This window comes from Tardiphaga sp. 768_D3_N2_1 (genome assembly GCF_052076105.1).
Lineage (GTDB): Bacteria > Pseudomonadota > Alphaproteobacteria > Rhizobiales > Xanthobacteraceae > Tardiphaga.
The window spans coordinates 4,201,952-4,221,338 of record NZ_CP197245.1 but is presented as its reverse complement, the minus strand read 5'-3'; the positions used below and the strand labels follow the sequence as shown (position 1 = coordinate 4,221,338).

The following is a 19,387-nucleotide window of genomic DNA, read 5'->3' as shown; positions in this document are numbered from 1 at the left end:
CTCATCCCGGGCGAAGTCACCCTGCTTGCGATGTGCAATCAGGCCGTGTGATCAAGCTCTTGCTTTGCCTGCCTTTTACTTCTTTTAACCGCTCCACCCCTCGACTTGGCAGTAAGCTTATCCAGCAACTTCGGATGGATCGGCACAGCGCTCCGGTGCGGCGCGCTGTGAGATTTTTCCGTGGCCGACAGTGTTCATGATTCCAGTCGCACACAGGGACGGGGATCAGTGCTCGCTTGCGATACGGGGCCGGGACTCGCTGCAGCTAAGGGGAGTCACAATGACGCTCGTCACGCATGGAGATCAAAAATATAAGAACAGCGAGAAGCTCGCGGAGACCGCGGATTGGCCAGCACTGAGCATCGAACATCGAAGGTTCGAGGCGGGGCGGCAGGCTACGCCCGTTCCGATTTGCACGGAGATCATGATGCTGCTGTCAGGCGGCGGAATGGTCTATCGGGCCGGCAACGGCGAAGTTCAGAAGAGCCTTGCCCGGCCGGGAATGAGCTATCTCGTACCCGCGGGAACGCAGGAGAGTCATCTCGAGCTTTCGGACCGGATGGAATGTCTTCACCTCTATCTCCCTCCGACGCTGCTGGACGAAGGTACCCTCGCAGGTTTTGATGTGGATCCCGCAGAGGTGCAGATCGCCTATGCCCACGGTCTGGCGGACCAGGTGCTCTTCCACATCTGCTCGCCGCTTCGTGACCTGCTTCATCGTCCTCGCCAACCGACCGACGCGCTGTTCGTGGAGGGCATCCAGATCGCGCTCGCAGCGCATCTTCTGGGGCACTATACGATTGACCGCTGGCGTCCGCCCGAAAAGTCACCGTCGCTCGATCCGCGAAGGCTCCAGCGCGTGTTGGACTATATCGACGCTTCCCTTAATCGCGAGATCAGGCTCGAGGAACTCGCGGCCCAGGCCTGCCTCAGCCCGTTTCATTTCTCCCGCCTTTTTCGCGAAGCAACCGGATTGTCACCGCACCGCTATGTGATCGATCGCCGCGTCCAGGCCGCACGGCAAGAACTGGCGCGCAGAAACCTATCCCTGGCGGAAATTGCCCTGGAACTCGGCTTCGGCTCTCAAGCCAATTTCACGCGGGTGTTTCGAAAGGCCGCGAGACTTACTCCGGGGCAGTATCGCGAGTTGTGCTGTGGCCAGATCGACGTGAAGGCTGATCGTGACGGTAAGCATTCCGCAGGGATTGCACATGATCCCGCAGGATTCGGAAATACTGCTTAGCTCCCGTGAGGCAGTGCTGGTGCGCCAGTCAAATCCGCCAGGGACATATCGACATGATCGAACTCACGGTCAACGGGATTAAGCGGCAGGTCGACGTCGTTCCCGAGATGCCTTTGCTTTGGGTATTGCGCGACGAGCTCGGTATCACAAGTCCCAAATACGGCTGCGGGGTTGCGCAATGTGGCGCCTGCACCGTCCAGATCAATGGAAAGGCTGTCCGATCCTGTCAGTCACATATAGGCGAGGTCGCGGGTAAGTCGGTCGTCACGATCGAAGGGGTGGGCAACAGGGATGACCATCCGGTCCTGCAGGCCTGGATCGAACATCAGGTTCCGCAATGCGGCTACTGCCAGACTGGCCAGATCATGCAGGCCATCTCGCTTCTCGAATTGATCCCCCGGCCGACAGACGAGGACATCAACGAGGTCATGTCCGGCAATCTCTGCCGTTGCGGAACCTATCCGCGCATTCGCGCTGCGATCCATACGGCTGCTGCAAAAAAGACGGCGGGGAAGTGAGATGGGCCATATGCAGAGACTTTCCCGTCGGGCTTTCGTTTTCGGCTCCGCAGCCGTGGCTGGCGGCATCGCTTTCGGCTCCTATGACAATGCCGCACAGGCCGCCGCGACCGCCAATGGCAATCCTTTGGCCGCCGGCCTTGGACCCAGCTCCGTGAGCTTCAATCCGTGGGTGGAGATCAGCCCGGAAAAAATCACGCTCATCGCACAACACGCTGATATCGGCCAAGGCGTCGGCTCCGTGCAGCCGATCATGATTGCCGAAGAGATGGACCTCGATCCCGGCCAATTCGAAATTCGGTTCGCGGGGCCAAGTCCCGCTTATTTCAATACCGGGTTCGCAGATGAGCTGGCCCCGTTCCTGGCGGCGGATCAAAGCCCAGCCGCTGAAGCGGCACGTGCCGCGGCGCTCGAAAGCCTCAGGACGTCAGGCCTGCAGATGACAGGCGGGTCAAGTACAATTCCCGACACCTACGAAAAGTTGCGTGTTGCCGGCGCGGTCGCACGCGAAACGCTCAAAGCCGCGGCGGCCAAGCGTTCAGGCATCCCTGTTGCCGACATCCGCACCCAATCCGGCCATGTGATCCTGCCAGACGGAAGGAAAATTCCCTACGTTGAACTCGCCGCGGAAGCCGCAAAAATTCCGCCCGTGCTCGATGCGAAGCCGCGCGACCCCTCAAAATGGCGAATGCTGGGCAAGCCGATGATGCGCCTCGACGTTCGCTCGAAGGTCATGGGCGAGTTGAAGTTCGGCATCGATCTGAAGATCGATGGCATGCTGTACGCTGCCGTCAAGCTGAATCCCAACAAGGGTCAGCCACTGAAATCATATGACGCGAGCAAGGCCCGGTCGATGCCGGGGGTCAAAAAGATCCTCGAAATAAAAAATGGCGTCGCGGTGATCGCGACAAACAGCTGGTACGCGATGAAGGCGGTCGACACGATCGATTGCGCGTGGGCACCTTCGATATATCCTGCAGAGCAAGCCGACCATTGGAAGGTTCTGGAGGCGTCATTCAAGCCGGAATTCCTCGGCATGGAGTGGCGGAAAATCGGCGATGTCGAGACCGGGTTGAAGGGCGGAACGCTGGTCCAGGCAGAGTATCGCGCGCCTTATGTCGCCCATCAACCGCTTGAGCCTCTCAATGGGATCGCGGTTGTCTCTGACGCAGGGATGGAGATTTGGGTCGGCCATCAGAGTCCTCAGGCCGTGCAGTCCATCGCGGCGACATCGATCGGCCTCAAGCCGGAACAAGTTATCTTCCACAATCAATGGACAGGCGGAAGTTTCGGGCACCGCCTTGAATTCGAGAACGTCCGTGTCCTGGCCGAGATTGCAAATCAGATGCGCGGAACGCCGATCAAGCTCGTGTTCTCGCGCGAAGAGGATTTTCTCCAGGATATTCCACGACAGATTTCGATCGCCCGACACAGAGGGAGCGTCGACAAAGGGAAGATCGTCGCGGCCGACCTGCAACTGGCAGCGACCGCTCCGTTCAAGGGGCTGCTCGAGCGTATGGGCGCGCCGTCGAAGGACCCCGATCCCCAATTGGCGGCCGGCATGTGGAATGTCTATTACGACATTCCACATTTCAGGGCCACGAGCTTTGAGGCGCAGGGACTATCGCCGTGCACCACATGGCGGTCGGTGGGAGCCTCTACAGCCGGCTTCTTCACCGAAAGCTTCATCGACGAACTGATCCATGCGGCCGGCCTCGATCCATTGAAGGCGCGCATCGAAATGTGCGCCGTGCCGACCTACCGTAAGGTTCTTGAAACGGTCGCAGAGATGTCGAATTGGAAGGGACCACTCGGTAACGGCAAGGGGCGTGGCGTCGCGTTCGTCGAGTCGTTCGGGACCCCAACGGCTGAAGTCGTCGAAGTAAGCATGACTGACAGAGGCATCAGGATCGACAAGGTCTGGGTTGCGGTCGATGTCGGCAAGGTTGTCGATCCCGTCAATTTCGAGAACCAGGTACAGGGCGGAGTCGTCTGGGGACTCGGCCACGCCATCAACTGCGAACTCACTTACGCAAAGGGCGGGGCGCAGCAGACGAACTACAATCACCACGAAGCCATGCGGATTTACCAATGTCCGGTGATCGAAGTTCGCGGGCTCGAGAATGATCCCAAAGTAAGAGGGGTCGGAGAGCCGCCTGTTCCTCCTGCCGCCCCCGCGCTCGCCAATGCGATATTCGCGGCGACCGGAAAGCGGATCCGCGAAATGCCCTTCGACAAGTTCATTGATTTCGTGTGAGGGCGATACATGAAGACATCTCTGATTGCGGTCGTCTTTGCGGTCTCAGTAATTTCGGCCTTCACGGGAATTGTCGCGGCCAAGGACGAGGCTGCCAAGGACGTGTTGCCGCCTGGCAGCGTGAGTCGCACCGAGGGGCTGGAGGCGTGGAAGCGGATTGAGGCCGTGGTGACGCATCCGCGTTGCGCCAACTGCCATGTCGATGCCAAGGCGATTCCGATATGGACGCCGGCAGGCGAAAGCAAACCCCGCGTGCATGGGATGAATATCCATGGCGGAGAGAGCCGCATCGGGACTGAGAAACTCGCCTGCTCGACCTGTCACATGACCTCCACCCAGCCGAATGAGCCGGCACCCTCGCCACCGCGCGCCGGCATCGACTGGCAGCTTGCCCCGGTGGCCTTCATCTGGTTCGGCAAGAGCGGCGCCGAGATTTGTGCGCAACTGAAAGATCCCAAACGCAATGGTGGCCGCGACGCCGCTGGCCTCGTTGGACACCTGCGGCACGACGCATCGTTAAACGGCTTTATCCCTCGCGGGTGGGCACCCGGAGCAGGCCGCTCGATCCCTCCGGGAACGTTCGAGGATCACGTCAAAGACATGGCCCTGTGGGGAGCTGCCGGGCAACCGTGTCCGAACTGACGGCTTCCGCCAAAGCGCGAGCAGCTACCAGGTTGATGCATGCCGCCAAGTCCTGGGCCCGTCTTGGGCCAGGATTATCCACGAAAGGAAGAGCGTTATGGCAATCGGTACGATCGTTCTTGTCCATGGGGCCTTTGCGGACGGCTCCTGCTGGGCGAAGGTTATCCCTCTGCTCACGAAGCGAGGCCTGAAAGCTATCGCAGTTCAAAATCCTCTTAGTTCGCTGGCCGACGATGTTACGGCCACACATCGGGTTGTAAACATGCAGGACGGTCCGGTTCTCATGGTTGGACATTCCTGGGGTGGGGCCGTCATCACCGAGGCCGGCAACCATCCGCAGGTTAAAGGCCTTGTTTATGTCGCTGCCGGCGCGCCGGACAGCGGGCAGTCATTCGATGATTGGTGGAAGTCGTATCCGCCAGCGCCTGGCGCTTCCGAAATCAAACCCTATGGTGAAGGCTACGTCGCCTTAACCCTCAAGGGTGTTCGCAAGCACTTCGTGCAGGACATCCCCGCGGATGAAGCCGACATCGTCTTCGCCACGCAAGGGCCGCTGGCAGTAAAATGCTTCGGCGACAAGATTACCGAGGCAGCTTGGCGTTCCAGGCCATCATGGTATGTCGTCGCAGCTCACGATGAAACCATTCCTCCCGACGTTGAGCGCGATTCTGCGAAGCGGATGGGTGCCAAGACTCTGGTGCTTGAAAGCTCGCATGTGCCGATGCTTTCTCAGCCCGATGCGATCGCGGAGTTTATCGCCGGCGCGGCGGCTTCTCTGCAGGGTTGACGTACATCGGGGCGCGCGCTGGGCAGCACCTACCGGCGGTGGGGATAATTAACCGCCAAAAGCAACTCGAGTTCCGCGATGAACATCCTGACCTTGGGAAGCACAAGTCGCGCGGTGGGATAGACAGCCCAGATTGTATGATCATCTGTTTCGGCGTCTTGTAGTTCGATGCGTAAAAGCCTGCCGTCCAGAAGATCCTCACGAACGTTCCAGTGAGACAGAAGCGTGATGCCTGCGCCGTGGACGCAGGCATCGTGAAGAGCGTCGGCACTGCTTGCCGAGAAGCGCGCGTTGATAGGCACCTGCCGCTCGCGTCCGCCGATGCGGAACGGCCAACGGCTTGTTCCCGAGAGTGACAGGCAGGCGTGTTCCTTGAGATCGGCAGCGGTAGAAGGTCGACCATGCGCTTCGATGTAACTTGGCGCTGCGACCAGGATGCGCGGGCTGATGCCAAGTGATCGCGCAACCAGACTATTTTCGCGAGGCTCCGCGAAGCGGATTGCCAGATCTGTTCCCGTGCCCGTTATGTCGACCACGCTATCGTTGAGTTCAAGGTCGATCCGCAATGCGGGGTGGCTCGTCAGCAAGCGCGGAATGATCGGCGCAATCAGCTTTCGTCCGAAGGCTGTCGAGGTGTTGACCCGAAGCGTGCCGGAAACGCCCTCTTTGGCGGCGCGAAGATTTGCCCTTGCTGCAAGCTCTCCCTCAACCAGCGCCTGGGCGTAGGGCAAAAACGCTTCGCCCTCCGGTGTCAGTGACATCGAACGTGTCGTCCGATGAAACAAGCGCACGCCGAGGTCCTGCTCCAGGGCCGCTAGACGACGCGTTGCGACCATCGGTGAGATGCCAAGTCTGCGTGCCGCTCCTGCGAGGCTTCCGACCAAAGCAGCATCAACCAAGACGGCAACGGTGGCAGTATCCATTATATCGAATTCCGATATGGCGGCTTATCTTTTGGCGACACTACATCAAAAATAGATGCAGAGCTAGATATCGACCTCGTTCCATTTGCGAGGTTTTCGATGTCTGAGCTTGCAAGCCCATCCGTACAAACGGTTTCAAAGCCCTTCGGTCGTTCTTTGACATTCGTAATGGCAGCGGCGACCGGCGTCGCGGTTGCCAACATCTACTACAACCAGCCAATGCTCGGGGTGATCCAGGCTGAATTCCCGGGACAGTCTGCGACGGGACTGATTCCGACGGCGACCCAGATCGGCTACGCGGCGGGGCTCTTTCTCCTCGTGCCCTTGGGCGACATGATGGATCGGCGGCGACTTATCGTCGGGCAGTTCGCTTTGTTGGCGGCCGCCCTCGTTCTCGCTGCACTGGCGCCGACCGGATGGGCGCTGGTCGCTGCATCCTTGCTTGTCGGAGCGACGTCGACCGTTGCTCAGCAGATCATCCCGTTTGCAGCGTTGTTGGCGTCACCGGAGCGGCGCGGTCAGACGGTCGGAACGATCATGTCGGGATTGCTGTGCGGTCTGCTGTTCAGTCGGACACTGGCCGGGTTCGTCGCAACCCATGCCGGATGGCGCGAAATGTTCTGGATGGGCTCGCCCGTGGCCATCGTCGCCGGTCTGACCATGGCAATCGCACTTCCGCGCAGCCATCCCTACGTCGCCATGCCATACAGCAGCGCGCTCAGATCCATGATTCATCTGTGGCGCAATGAGCCGTCACTGCGTTCGGCAACCGTCGTGCAGGCCGCGCTGTTCGCATCCTTTACGGTGTTCTGGACGATCCTCGCCCTTCATCTGCAGGAGCCGCGTTTCGCGCTCGGAGCAGACATCGCAGGACTCTTCGGGATCGTTGGCGCCGTCGGCATTTTCGCAGCTCCGCTTGCAGGCAGGCTTGCAGATCAACGCGGGCCGGCCCGCGTGGCTTTGATCGGCGCAGCGATAACCTGCGCATCGTGGATCATATTCGGGTTCTGGGGAAGTGTGATCGGACTGGTTGTCGGTGTCGTCATTCTTGATGTCGGCGTGACGAGCGCGCTGATCTCCAATCAACACGTTGTATTTGGACTCCATCCAGAAGCACGCGGACGACTGAACACGATCTTCATGACTGGCATGTTCCTGGGTGGCTCGGTTGGGTCGGCAGGTGCGACGTTCTTTTGGAGTCAGGGTGGTTGGGGTGCGGTAAGCATCTTCGGAGCGGGACTCTCGGTTGTCGCCGCTGTCCTTCAGGGATTTTCCTACCGTCGAGCTATCGGCTCCGACCTGGGTGGTTGATCTCCTGCACGACTGTATGCCTTCGGCAGAGTGGTGACGCTGCTGTCGATTGCGAGGGAGGCAGCTCTATCCATCACCAACCCCAAGAAGCTCGCAAACAACGCGCGGGTTGCCTCTCAAATATCGAGGAATGAACCTCATTCGACGTCATGCCGGCCAGAGCTGGCCGCCGCCGTCCACGCGAATAACCTGCCCCGATACGAAGGCTCCCATAGGCCCGGCAAATAACTCAATGACGCGCGCAACCTCATCTATGGTGGCAATCCGGTCGAGCGATCCTTCCTGAATCAGCCGCGCAGGATCGACTGTACGTGTCGCCATAAACCGCTCCGTGCGTGTGTCGCCGGGGGCGATCGTGTTGACGGTGACGTCATAGGTTCGCATCTGGTCGGCGAGACACCGCGTAAAATGCATCGCGCCGGCTTTTGCCGTCGCGTAGATCGATGCATTTGTGCGCCCTTTGAATGCGGCAACTGAACCGATGTTGATAATGCGCCCGCGGCGTCGGTCCATCATGCCTCGTGCCACCTGTTGGCAGACGAAGATTGTGCTGAGAAGATTGCGGTCGATAACGGCCCGCACATCTTCGGCCTTGATATTCACGACATCATTCGGGTTTGGCTTTCCGCCTGCAGCCGCGATGTCGCCGCCGGCATTATGCACGAGGATATCGATAGGGCCGAGATCGGTCTCTGTGACCTGAATGACCCGCGCGATGTCTTCTGATTGCGTAAGATCGCCGAGAACCTTGAAAGTGCGAACGCCATGCTTGTCGGCTATCGATCGAGCGACATCCGTAAGCGTTTCAGTACCACCAAATTCGGAAGGGCCATGCTCGCGCATGCCGTGAATCGCGATATGGCAACCGAGGGCCGCGAGCCGTTCGGCAAAAGCGCGGCCAAGCCCGCGACCTGCACCTGTGACGAGTGCGACCTGGCCTTCCAGCATACGAGCGGACATGACTTCATCCTGTCAGTTAATGAGGGTTATCTTCAGTCAAGTGTAAGCGTGAGGCCGACGGCCAGTGTCTGGGCGAGACACATGGGAGCAACCATCGTGCGGAGCGCGGCTTCCGGCATATCAGGAATTTCGAAGACGACGCTGGCACCTTCGACAATCGGGCTGAGCAAGCTGTCCGTGATCGAAATGGCAGGCAGGCGGCGGGCTACGAGCTCTGGAAACAGTCGTGCTGTGTCGGGATTGTAGACCCTGAAGCTGATGGCAACGAGCGCATCGGCGGGTGTCGCCGAAGCGGCCTGATCGCCAAGCGCGCTGCCAAGTCCGTCGAGGATCACGACGCGGCGCCCCAGTTTGCGCAAAACATAGGTCAGATGAGCTGCGACCGGGAAAGAGCCGCCGAGGCCCAGGACGTAGATCGTCTCTGCGGCGCCGAGCAGTTCAATCGCGCGCGCAAGATCTGCCTGCCTTACGCGGTCCTGCAGGCTTTCAAGGGAGACCATGCCTTCTGACGCGAAGCGGGTCAGAACCGCCTGCGGATTGTTGGCGTCCTGAAAGCGGCCATCGCGCCGCAGTCCGGTGATGCGCTCCTTGTAGCTCGGCGGCACGCTGGCAACTAGCCTTGAGCGGAATACCTGTTGCAATTCCGTGAAGCCGCCATAGCCCAGTGCGCGCGCAAATCTCACAATGGCGGAGGGCTGCACCTTCGCACGCTGCGCGACTTCCGCCACGGTCCCGAGCGCCATCTCGGTGGGATGCTCCAGTGCAAACTCAGCGATCACGCGGAGGCGATCCGAAAAATCCGGATGTTGGCGCGCGATCTCATGGCGCAGGTTTTCATAAGTGCCGTGCTGGAGGGCTTTGGCTTTAGTGGGCATGCGGTTGGCTCGTATTTGCGGGCATCGATTTCTCTGACTTGTATATTCTACTTTACATAGTTCGTGGAATGTTTATTCTAAGACCATAGAACGCGCGGACATCATAAAAGAGCCGCCGAATCCCAGGAGGAAACAATGAAGCGACGTAGCGATACGTCCGGGTTGTCCCGGCGTGCCCTCGTGAAGGGCGGCTTGCTGTCTGCCACAGCGACATTTTTCGGTCCATGGCAGCACACACGTGTTCTGGCGCAGGGAGAAAAGAAGCCAATCAAGTTGGGCCTCACCTGTGATGCCAGCGGCCAATACGGCAATAGCGGGCAGGACGATATGCGCGGCATCCGCCTCGCAATTGATGAATTCAACGCGAAGGGCGGCGTGCTCGGTCGCAAGATCGAATGGACGACGGCCGATACTGAAACCAACGCGGCGACAGGCACGCGTATCGCGGAGCGTTTCATCACGCAGGAGCAGTGTGGCTTCCTGATCGGCGCCGTGCATTCGGGCGTCGCCAATGCCATCACGCAAGTCGCGAATAAATACGGCACCATCTATTTCAACACCAACTCGTCGGCGCCAAGTGAAGCAGGCGAGAACTGCTCGCGCATCAAATTCGTCTGGGATGGGAACGGTACCAATTTTTCCAAGGCCGCTGTCCAGAATGCGGTTCAGAAGATCGGCAAGAAGTGGCTGCTGCTGACAAACGACTATGTGTGGGGGCACACGACATCGGCCGCGACCAAAGCCGAGGTCGAGAAGGCCGGTGGACAGATCATCGATAATCTGCTGATCCCGCAGAACACCCGCGATTTCACCTCCTATCTCCTCAAGGTGCAGCAGGCCAAGCCTGATGTGGTCGCGATGGCGGTTGGCGGCGACGATATGAAGGCGCTACGTCAGCAGATCAGCGCGCTGAAGCTGGAAGAGAAAACAGCCTGGGTTAACAATCAGCAGGACTGGCCCGATATCTGGGGCGCGGAGGATACGCTGTTCGGTGTCTTCGGCACCAACTGGTATCATCTTTTGCCGCTCCCCGGTGTTGCCGAATTCGTCAAGCGCTGGCAGACGACCTATCCGCAGTCGCCCATTCCGGTGCCGGGGAATGTCTCCTACAACGGTTACATCGCGACACGCGAATTGCTGCGCGCCATCGAGCGCGCCGGAACGACCAGCAATCATGCTGTGATCAAGCAGTTGGAAGGGCACAAGATGCTCGCTGCCGACCGCATGCAGCATTTCGATGCCTATATCGATCCGGTGACGCATCAAGTGCAGCAGACGATTTATCTTGCCCGCCGCAATGCAAAGCCTGTCGACAAGACGGATCTGTACGAGGTCATCAGCTGGACCAGGCCGGAAACGGCGGTGGACGATGCCTCGCTGGAAAAATGCAAGATGAAGGCGCTCGCCGACGTTCCGGTCTTCGACACATAAAGCTTACGCCTGGGCGCCCGGAACATTCTCCCGGCGCGCGTGCTCGCTCATTGGAATAGATGAACGCTTATGTCGCTGCTCAATCTCCTTCCGCATTTGCTGAACGGTATAGCGCTCGGCCTGCTTTTTTCCCTGATTGCACTTGGCTTCATGCTGATCCTCGGATTGATGGAGCAGATCAACCTTGCCCATGGCTCGTTGTTCGCTCTCGGGGCGTACTTCGCCTACGCCATTTGCGGGGCGAAACTGCCGTTGCCGCCAGATGTTCTGATCGCGTGGGCGGGTGTACCGCTTGGCTTGCGGTTTGCCACAGCAGTTGTCGTAGCCCCGATCCTGGTTGCGCCCTTTGGCCTTGTACTCGAGCGGCTGATGCGCCGCACCTATGGGCGCGATCCGCTCTATGGGCTTCTGCTCACCTTTGGTGTTGCGATGGTGTTGGAGGAGTTGATCCGCGTGGTGTGGGGCACGCGCGACTACATGATGCCGGTACCGCGCGACATGTCCGGCGGCTTTATCATGCTCGATCTGATCTGGTCGACCTATCGCTTCTGGGCTGCCGGCATGGCGATCGTGGCCATGGCAGCCGTCTGGTTCATCGTCGAACGCACGCGCTTCGGTGCCATGGTCAAGGCAGGCGCCCATGATAGCGAAATCGTCCAGGCGCTCGGCATCGATCTGACGCGACTGCGGGTTTGGGTATTCGTCCTTGGCACGATGCTCGCGGCGTTCGCCGGTGTGATCATGGCGCCGCTGTGGGGAATCCGGCCGCATATGGGAGTCGATGCCGTTGTGCCGGCATTTCTCATTATCGTGCTCGGTGGCGTCGGAAGTTTCTGGGGGGCCGCGTTGGGCGGCCTCCTGGTCGGTATGGTGGTCGGGCTGTCCGGTGCCTATGCCTCCGAATGGTCGATGCTGTCCATGTATCTGTTGTTAATTGCCGTCGTGACATTCCGTGCAAGGGGTCTGTTCGGCAAGAAAAGCGTGTTGGAGGCTTGATATGGCAGCAGCCCGTACGGTCCCCAGCTTCACGCCCGCGATGCTCGTGACATGGATCCTGTTTGCAACCGTTCCGTTCTGGATCGAGCGGGTCGGTCTCTATCAATATCTCGGAGTGGAGATATTGATCTTTGCGCTCTATGCGCTGGCCTACAATCTGGTCCTGGGTCATGCGGGATTGCCGTCGTTCGGACATGGCGCATTTTTCGGGATCGGTGCCTATGCATTCGGGCTGGCGCAATCCAACATCGCGCCGAACCTCTGGGTCTGTCTTGCGGTTGCGGCAGGTGCAGCCGCGCTGGCGGGCGCTTTCGTGGCGCTCTTCATCTCGCACCGGCGAGGCATCTATTACGCATTGATGACCATCGCTTTCGGGCAAGTCTTCTGGTTCATCGCGATCAAGGCACACCGGATCACCGGCGGCGAAGATGGCTTGCTGAAAATCGAGAGGCTGCCCGCCTCGCTTGGCATCACCACGTTCAACCTCGGCGGCAACATTGCGCTATATTACTTCGTGCTTGCAGTCTTCGCTGTCGTCTCGTTCCTGCTGTGGCGGCTGGTGCATTCCCCGTTTGGGCGGGTGGTGAAGGCCATCAAGCAGAACGAAACACGTGCTCGTTTCGTCGGCTACGACGTCTGGCGCTACAAGGCGGCGGTCCTTGTCGTATCCACGACCCTATCCGGGCTCGCGGGCGGACTGTTCGCGATGGCGCAGACTTCCGCCTTCCCGGACGTGATGAGCCTGCACTATTCCGGCTACGTCGTCATGATGACACTGGTGGGCGGCGGGCTTGTCTCGTTCTGGGGCCCCGTCATCGGTGCGGTGGCCTTCTTCCTTGCACGCGACGTCATCGGATCATTTACCACAGGGTGGATGCTGTGGTTCGGCCTGTCATTTGTTGTCCTGGTGCTTTTCAAGCCGGAAGGAATCGCCGGCATATTCGCTGGCGTCATGAACGGACGCGACAAGATCGTTCCGCGCCCTGCCGCCGCTCCGCAATCGCAGGCGAGGTGAGCCATGCCACTGTTTGAAGCCAAGGAACTGCATCTGCGATTTGGCGATCGCGTCGTGCTCGAGAACGTCTCGCTTGCTTTTGAAGCCGGCCAGTTGTCCGGCATCATGGGGCCGAACGGTGCCGGCAAGACGACCTGTTTCAACGTGCTGACTGGCCGCTACAAGCCCAGTCGCGGGCAGGTCTTGTGGCAGGGAGACGACATCACCGGGAAAAGCCCGCAGGATATCGCGCGGCTCGGCATCGCACGGTCGTTCCAACTGATGAATCTGTTCGACGAGTTCACGGTATTCGAGAACATAGCCATTGCGCTTCCGGGCACGCGCCGGCGCGGGCATGACATGATTGCCCAGGCCTATGCTGACACCGCTCTGGTCGACGAAGCTCACAGCATTCTCGAAAAGGTGGGTCTGGCGGGGCGCGCCGACGATGAAGCCAAATCGCTCTCCTATGGCGCACGCCGCGCGCTCGAAATCGGCGTCGCGCTGGCCTGTCGTCCCAAGTTGCTTTTTCTCGATGAGCCGACTGCGGGTCTCGGGAGCGATGGGCGCGCCCGGCTGGCTGATCTTATCCTTCAGCTCAAAGGCGACCTGACCATCGTCATCATCGAACATGACATGGAATTCCTGTTCTCGCTGGCCGATGAGATATCCGTCATTCATTGGGGGCAGGTGATCGCGCGCGGCGCGCCGGCCGCACTCAAGACGAACCCATGGGTCGAGGCTTCCAACCTGGGGCGGCTCAACTGATGCTCGATGTATCCGGTATCGATTCTTTCTACGGTGAGACGCAGGCGCTGTTTTCGGTCTCGTTGTCCGTGCGCGCAGGCGAGGTGCTTGCGTTGCTTGGCGCTAACGGAGCGGGCAAAACCACGGTGCTGCGCTCCATCCTCGGTCTCACGCGCGCGCGCCGGGGCGACATTCGCTTTCAGGGCAAGTCGATCGCAGCCAGCGCGACGCATCAGATCGCATGTGCGGGCATTGGCTGGGTGCCGGACGACCGTCGCCTCTGTCCGACACTCACCGTGGCGAAAAATCTGTCGTTAGGCGAAAAGCGCACGAGTTTTCGAGCATGGTCTCTCGGAGAAGTCACCGAGATTTTCACACCGCTCAAATACCTGATGGCGCGCGAGGCTGAGACTTTGTCCGGCGGCGAGATGCAGATGGTGGCCATTGCCCGCGCGTTGCTCGGTTCGCCCGGTCTCGTGCTGTTCGATGAGCCAAGCCAGGGGCTTGCACCGAAAATTGTCGACGACGTGATGGCCGTCATCCGGCGCCTCAGGCAGGCCGGCATTGCGAGTATCGTTGTTGAACAGAATGCCGATGTCGCATTGAGCGTTGCCGATCGGGTTGTTGTGCTGTCGCAGGGGCATGTTGCCTGGGCGGGGGACGCGGCGGCACTGACTGCAGATCCCGGACTCAAGCGCAAGCTGCTGGGAGGGCTGTCATGAGCGATTCGCCGCTACTTGCGCTGGAGGGTGTGAACAAGGTCTATCGCCGCAGTTTCCTGGACCGGGAGCCCGCATTTCAACTGCGTGTGGATCGCGCTTTCATGCAGCCCGAGATCGTGGGCGTCATGGGGCCAAACGGCGCCGGCAAGACGACGCTATTCGAGATGATCGCGGGATCGAACGTGCCGTCGGAAGGGCGCGTGATGGTCGCCGGTCAGGACATGCAGAGGGTTCGCTATCGTCAGCGCGATCGGCTGGCGATTCATTACCATCAATCCTATCAGGTCCGTCAGTTCAAGAAGACGAGACCGTCCTTCACGATGGAGCAGGCTGCAAGCGCCTATCCGCTCGTTCATCTGTTCGACGAGCCGCAGTTCAATACCCAGGATGGCTATATCGGATTCATGCTGGATTTCTTCCGCAAGCTGCGCAGCGAGAAGCGGCTCGTTTTCATCTGCCTGCATCCGACGGCAGCATTTCAGCTCACGATCCTCAAGGAGATCTGCGAGCGTTTCCTGTTCGTCAGCGGAGGAACGGTCACCAACTATGTTCATTTTGATGATCTCACGAGCCAGCCTGATGTCCGCCAGTACCTCGGTGTGTTGGCTCCCTGAATAGTTTCGCATCTTAATTCACGACAAACGGAAATCTGGAACAGGATTCAGTCCATGCACCCACAATATCTCGATACGCTCCCGCACTACATCAATGGTGTATGGGTTCAGCCAACGTCGGGCGATTACCAGGACGTGATGAATCCATCCACGAATATGCCAATCGCCAAACTCGGGCATGCTTCAACGGCCGACCTCGACAAGGCTCTCGCGGCAGCTCAAGCCGGCTTCAACAACTGGCGACGCGTCTCCGCCTTCGAGCGCAGCAAGATCCTGCGCAAGGCTGCCGATCTGGTGCGCATGCGGGTCGAGCAGATTGCCACCATTCTCACCTTTGAGCAGGGCAAGCTTCTGGCCGAGGCGAAGCTGGAAGTCATGGGATCCGCCGACGTCATCGAATGGTTTGCCGAGGAAGGCCGCCGCGCCTATGGCCGCATCATTCCAGCGCGCGCCGACGGCGTCCGTAACATGGTGATGATGGAGCCTGTCGGTCCGGTGGCGGGCTTCTCGCCCTGGAATTTCCCGGTGTTGCAGGCTGCCCGGAAAATCTCCGGTGCACTTGCCGCCGGTTGCTCGATCATCATCAAATGCCCCGAGGAAACACCGGGGTCGCCAATCGAGTTCGTGAAATGCTTTGAAGAGGCCGGTGTGCCCGCCGGCGTGATCAATCTGATTTACGGCGTTCCGGCCGTGATCTCGGAGTATCTCATCAGCTCACCGGCGATCCGCAAGATATCGTTCACGGGCTCTGTCCCGGTCGGCAAGCATCTGGCCTCGCTCGCCGGTCAGCACATGAAGCGTACGACCATGGAGCTTGGCGGCCATGCGCCCGTGCTGGTCTTTGACGATGTCGAGACCGATGGCGTTGCCACGCTGTTGGCCGGCATGAAATATCGCAACGCGGGCCAAGTCTGCGTTTCGCCGACGCGGTTCTTTGTTCAGGAGAAGTCCTACGACAAGTTCGTTGCCAAATTCACGGATCTTGCGCGCGGTATCGCAGTCGGAGACGGGTTTGATCCCAACAGCAAAATGGGACCGCTTGCCAATCCACGACGAGTTAATGCGATGGAAACCACCGTGCTCGATGCCCAGGAGAAGGGGGCTAATATCGAAACGGGCGGCAAGCGCATCGGCAATGCCGGCAATTTCTTCGAACCGACTGTACTGACAAATGTCCCCGCCAATGCGCGGATCATGCACGAAGAGCCGTTTGGCCCGATCGCGGTGATGTTACGCTTCAAGGATGCCGATGACGTGCTGGAACGCGCTAACAGTCTGCCGTTCGGTCTTGCGAGCTATGCCTTCACCAAGGATACGAAGACCGCAACCAAAGTGTCCGATGGACTCGACCACGGAATGGTGTCGATCAATCATTTTGGTATCGCCCTTCCGGAAACGCCATTCGGCGGCGTAAAAGATTCAGGTTACGGGCACGAGGGAGGTATCGAGGGGCTCAATGCTTACTTGAGTACAAAATTCGTGAGCCATCTCGGTTGAATTTCACAACCAGATTTCCCACGACATTGGACGCGTACAGTGGTCAGTCCGTCGGCTAAATTTCCCAATGGCGGACGAACCTCATCGGAGATCGGCGAGAAGCCGACTCCTCCCAAAACGGGAATATTTGCGGTAACTGCCGGAGACTTCCGGGAATTGAACCGTCCCAGGGGGGGGGCAACTTCGCCACCCGGAGACTTTGCCTGTTTTGGGAAAAGCTGGCGAATACGGTTTTTCTCAACACATTGAGGAAATTGGCGTTTTAGCGAGCTGCCTGGCTGGGGTGGGAGTGCTGTTTGCACCTGTCTCCGTGCCAATTCCCTGCAAACAGGGAATTTTACAGGGAATTTGCGATTTTCGACGCCGACACTCGTCTTCGACACGTCCTATTCTGCGGATTAAAGGAGAAAAATCGTCGAATTCCCTGTGCTATCGAGCAGGGAATTCATTGCGAATTGCAGGCAATGATAGAAATGGATCAGGGAAGACAAAAGCAGTTCTTCATCCAAGAGCTAGTGCAGTACTTACTGGAACGTTGTGTTGGGAATACTCGGACCAAGCCTGTCGAAGTATCTGTATGGATGAAGTGAGAGAGATGAAGGCTATTACGGCGGCCACGGCAGCCAGATCGGGCCACGCGCTTGTCGAACCCAGACCTCCAGGCGACGAACACGACGATCACATTGCATCGTTGCGGGAGCAGAGCCAAACCGACCGAACGTTGGCGTCGCCGTTCTAGAGAGCCGGCCTATTGCGTTTAGCGCATGCGAACCTAGGACATAATGGTGCCGGAACAGCCAAATGGCAGCTTATGGCGCAAAGCCATTTTCCCGCTCGGACGACGTGTCACAAGGAAGCAAAATCCGGTGGGTTGATCTCGCCGGTCCGGTGGCACGCGACGAAGTGCTCGTCGGCCTGGATATTCAGGACCGGTAACTCGTCGCGGCAGCGCGTGATGGCGAAGGGACAGCGCTGGACGAAGCGGCAGCCAGGCGGTGGATCCACCGGGCTCGGCGGATCGCCCTTGACCAGATAGTCCTTCTTCAGCCGGTCGCGCAGCGGGCCGGGCGGCGCGGCGGCTGATATCAGCGACCAGCTATAGGGATGCGAGGGTGCCGAGAAGAACACCTGCGCCGGCGCCTGTTCGACGATGCGGCCGAGATACATCACCGCAATCTCGTCGCAGAAATGCTGGATCACGCCGAGATCGTGCGAGATGAAGATATAGGTCAGGCCGCGCTCGCGCTGCAGCTTCTTCAGCAGGTTCAGGATCTGCGCCTGGATAGCGACGTCGAGTGCCGAGACGGCTTCGTCGCAGACGATCAGGTCCGGTTCGGGCGCCATCGCGCGCGCGATGCAGAGGCGTTGGCGCTGGCCGCCGGAGAACTGATGCGGGAAGAGGTCAGCCGCCTGCGGCGGCAGGCCGACTTCCTCCAGAAGCTGTTTGACCCGGACCTCGCGCTCGCGTGGCGAGCCGATACCGAGCAGGTCGAGCGGTTCGCGGATCAGATCACCGGCGCGGCGACGGGGATCGAGCGCTGAAAAAGGATCCTGAAACACAATCTGAAATTTGCTTCGCGCCAGCCGCAGTTTCTCGCCGCGGAACTCTGCGATGTTCTCGCCGCCGAATACGATCTGGCCGGAGGTCATCGGGATCAGCCGCATCACCGCCTGCGCGGTGGTCGATTTGCCGGAGCCGCTTTCGCCGACGATGCCGAAGGTGGTGCCGCGGCGGACGCGAAAACTCACGCCATCGACTGCGTGGACCTTCGACGGTGGACCGAACATGCCGCGGCGTCCGGCCGGGAAGTGCACCACAAGATCGTTGACGTCGAGCAGGACGTCTGCGGAGGCGGATATATTCAAGCCATCGCTCACGGTGCGATCTCCTGATGACGCCAGCATGAGACGGCGGCACCGGCATTGATGCGATCGAGTGGTGGCTGCGGCTGTGCGCGACAGGTTTCGCTGGCAAAGGCACAGCGCGGCAGGAAAGCGCAGTCCGGCCCGCGTGCGCCGAGCGGCGGCACCATGCCCGGGATTTCGTCGAGCACGGCAGCGAGATGATCGTTGGCGCGGCCGAGCTGCAGATGTGGCACGCAGGCCATCAGGCCGCGCGTATAGGGATGGCGCGCATGGGCGATGATCTCGTCCGCTGCGCCCTGTTCGATGCAGCGGCCGGCATAGAGCACGGCGACGTCGTCGGCGAGTTCGGCGACGGCGCCGAGATCATGGGTGATCAGTACAATGGCCGTGTCGGTGTCGTCCTGCAATTCGCTGAGCAGGTCGAAGATCTGCGCCTGTACCGTGACGTCGAGCGCGGTGGTCGGCTCGTCGGCGATCAGAAGCTTCGGTTTGCAGGCCAATGCCATGGCGATCATCACACGTTGCCGCATGCCGCCCGACAATTGATGCGGATAAGCATCGACGCGTTTGTCGGCCGCGGGGATCTGCACCGCCTTGAGAAACTGGATCGCCTGCGCATGGGCATCACGGCGGCTGAGGCCGCGATGCTGGCGAAGCACCTCGCCGATCTGGTTGCCGACGGTGTAGAGCGGATTGAGCGCCGTCATCGGTTCCTGGAAAATCATCGACATCTTGTTGCCGCGCAGGCTGCGCAGCTCCTTCGGCGATGCAGATAGAACCTCGACGCCGTCAAGAAGGATGCTGCCGGAGGTGACGCGAAAGTCTTCCGGCAACAGCTGCATGATCGCCAGCGCGGTCATGCTTTTGCCGCAGCCGGATTCGCCGACCAGTGCCATGGTCTTACCTTGCGCGACATCGAAGGACAGATGCTCAAGCACCGGCACCATGCCCTTGGTGCCGTTCATCGAGACGCTGAGATCCTTGACGGAGAGAACGGGGGGCAT

At 59.7% G+C, this 19,387-nt stretch carries 18 protein-coding genes and 1 pseudogene; 13 read left to right on the top strand and 6 right to left on the bottom strand.

From position 1 onward, the window contains the following. Positions 1–280 precede the first annotated feature (280 nt). The 5 genes from AB8A27_RS19795 (at position 281) to AB8A27_RS19775 (ending at position 5,447) form a co-directional block, all read left to right on the top strand. Positions 281–1,243: a helix-turn-helix domain-containing protein gene (locus AB8A27_RS19795; RefSeq protein ID WP_441243390.1), complete on the top strand. Its 963-nt coding sequence runs from the start codon at positions 281–283 to the stop codon at positions 1,241–1,243. Between the two features lie 53 nt (positions 1,244–1,296). Beyond that, positions 1,297–1,761 (top strand): (2Fe-2S)-binding protein, encoded by a 465-nt coding sequence (locus AB8A27_RS19790; RefSeq protein ID WP_441243389.1) that lies wholly within the window; start codon positions 1,297–1,299, stop codon positions 1,759–1,761. Positions 1,762–1,816: 55 nt separating this feature from the next. Further along, on the top strand, positions 1,817–4,018 hold the full coding sequence (locus AB8A27_RS19785) for a molybdopterin cofactor-binding domain-containing protein (protein WP_441243388.1): 2,202 nt from the start codon (positions 1,817–1,819) through the stop codon (positions 4,016–4,018). A gap of 9 nt (positions 4,019–4,027) precedes the next feature. After that, positions 4,028–4,660: a hypothetical protein gene (locus AB8A27_RS19780; protein ID WP_441243387.1), complete on the top strand. Its 633-nt coding sequence runs from the start codon at positions 4,028–4,030 to the stop codon at positions 4,658–4,660. 97 nt (positions 4,661–4,757) lie between these two features. After that, a complete protein-coding gene (locus AB8A27_RS19775) occupies positions 4,758–5,447 on the top strand; it encodes an alpha/beta fold hydrolase (RefSeq protein ID WP_441243386.1) in 690 nt (229 codons plus the stop codon). A gap of 29 nt (positions 5,448–5,476) precedes the next feature. On the opposite strand, the gene AB8A27_RS19770 is transcribed toward AB8A27_RS19775, so the two are convergent. Continuing rightward, complete coding sequence (locus AB8A27_RS19770; RefSeq protein WP_441243385.1) at positions 5,477–6,370, bottom strand: LysR family transcriptional regulator; 894 nt, start codon at positions 6,368–6,370, stop codon at positions 5,477–5,479. Positions 6,371–6,469: 99 nt separating this feature from the next. Between AB8A27_RS19770 and AB8A27_RS19765 the strand changes: the two genes are divergently transcribed. Continuing rightward, positions 6,470–7,681: an MFS transporter gene (locus AB8A27_RS19765; protein ID WP_441243384.1), complete on the top strand. Its 1,212-nt coding sequence runs from the start codon at positions 6,470–6,472 to the stop codon at positions 7,679–7,681. A 147-nt stretch (positions 7,682–7,828) separates the two neighbouring features. Here AB8A27_RS19765 and AB8A27_RS19760 read toward each other — a convergent pair whose 3' ends face one another. Next, positions 7,829–8,641: an SDR family NAD(P)-dependent oxidoreductase gene (locus AB8A27_RS19760; RefSeq protein WP_441243383.1), complete on the bottom strand. Its 813-nt coding sequence runs from the start codon at positions 8,639–8,641 to the stop codon at positions 7,829–7,831. Positions 8,642–8,673: 32 nt separating this feature from the next. After that, positions 8,674–9,516: a MurR/RpiR family transcriptional regulator gene (locus AB8A27_RS19755; protein WP_441243382.1), complete on the bottom strand. Its 843-nt coding sequence runs from the start codon at positions 9,514–9,516 to the stop codon at positions 8,674–8,676. Between the two features lie 135 nt (positions 9,517–9,651). Between AB8A27_RS19755 and AB8A27_RS19750 the strand changes: the two genes are divergently transcribed. From AB8A27_RS19750 to AB8A27_RS19720, 7 genes are all read left to right on the top strand, one after another. Next, positions 9,652–10,947 (top strand): ABC transporter substrate-binding protein, encoded by a 1,296-nt coding sequence (locus tag AB8A27_RS19750; RefSeq protein ID WP_441243381.1) that lies wholly within the window; start codon positions 9,652–9,654, stop codon positions 10,945–10,947. Positions 10,948–11,016: 69 nt separating this feature from the next. Beyond that, positions 11,017–11,943, top strand: coding sequence for a branched-chain amino acid ABC transporter permease (locus AB8A27_RS19745; protein WP_441243380.1), 927 nt, complete (start codon positions 11,017–11,019; stop codon positions 11,941–11,943). A gap of 1 nt (position 11,944) precedes the next feature. Next, the gene (locus AB8A27_RS19740; protein WP_441243379.1) at positions 11,945–12,958 is read left to right on the top strand and encodes a branched-chain amino acid ABC transporter permease; all 1,014 of its coding nucleotides are present in this window, start codon (positions 11,945–11,947) and stop codon (positions 12,956–12,958) included. 3 nt (positions 12,959–12,961) lie between these two features. Then, the gene (locus AB8A27_RS19735) at positions 12,962–13,705 is read left to right on the top strand and encodes an ABC transporter ATP-binding protein (protein ID WP_441243378.1); all 744 of its coding nucleotides are present in this window, start codon (positions 12,962–12,964) and stop codon (positions 13,703–13,705) included. After that, on the top strand, positions 13,705–14,406 hold the full coding sequence (locus AB8A27_RS19730; protein WP_441243377.1) for an ABC transporter ATP-binding protein: 702 nt from the start codon (positions 13,705–13,707) through the stop codon (positions 14,404–14,406). Before AB8A27_RS19735 ends, AB8A27_RS19730 begins: the two co-directional genes overlap by 1 nt. Continuing rightward, a complete protein-coding gene (locus tag AB8A27_RS19725) occupies positions 14,403–15,020 on the top strand; it encodes an ATP-binding cassette domain-containing protein (RefSeq protein ID WP_441243376.1) in 618 nt (205 codons plus the stop codon). The genes AB8A27_RS19730 and AB8A27_RS19725 overlap by 4 nt, the downstream gene beginning before the upstream one ends. 54 nt (positions 15,021–15,074) lie before the next feature. Next, complete coding sequence (locus AB8A27_RS19720) at positions 15,075–16,517, top strand: NAD-dependent succinate-semialdehyde dehydrogenase (RefSeq protein ID WP_441243375.1); 1,443 nt, start codon at positions 15,075–15,077, stop codon at positions 16,515–16,517. A gap of 501 nt (positions 16,518–17,018) precedes the next feature. Here the strand turns inward: AB8A27_RS19720 and AB8A27_RS19715 are convergent. From AB8A27_RS19715 to AB8A27_RS19705, 3 genes and pseudogenes are all read right to left on the bottom strand, one after another. Continuing rightward, a pseudogene (locus tag AB8A27_RS19715) lies at positions 17,019–17,252 on the bottom strand (cation transporter); the annotation flags it as partial. Positions 17,253–17,363: 111 nt separating this feature from the next. Next, the gene (locus AB8A27_RS19710; RefSeq protein ID WP_441243374.1) at positions 17,364–18,422 is read right to left on the bottom strand and encodes an ABC transporter ATP-binding protein; all 1,059 of its coding nucleotides are present in this window, start codon (positions 18,420–18,422) and stop codon (positions 17,364–17,366) included. Beyond that, positions 18,392–19,387: an ABC transporter ATP-binding protein gene (locus tag AB8A27_RS19705; protein WP_441243373.1), complete on the bottom strand. Its 996-nt coding sequence runs from the start codon at positions 19,385–19,387 to the stop codon at positions 18,392–18,394. Before AB8A27_RS19705 ends, AB8A27_RS19710 begins: the two co-directional genes overlap by 31 nt.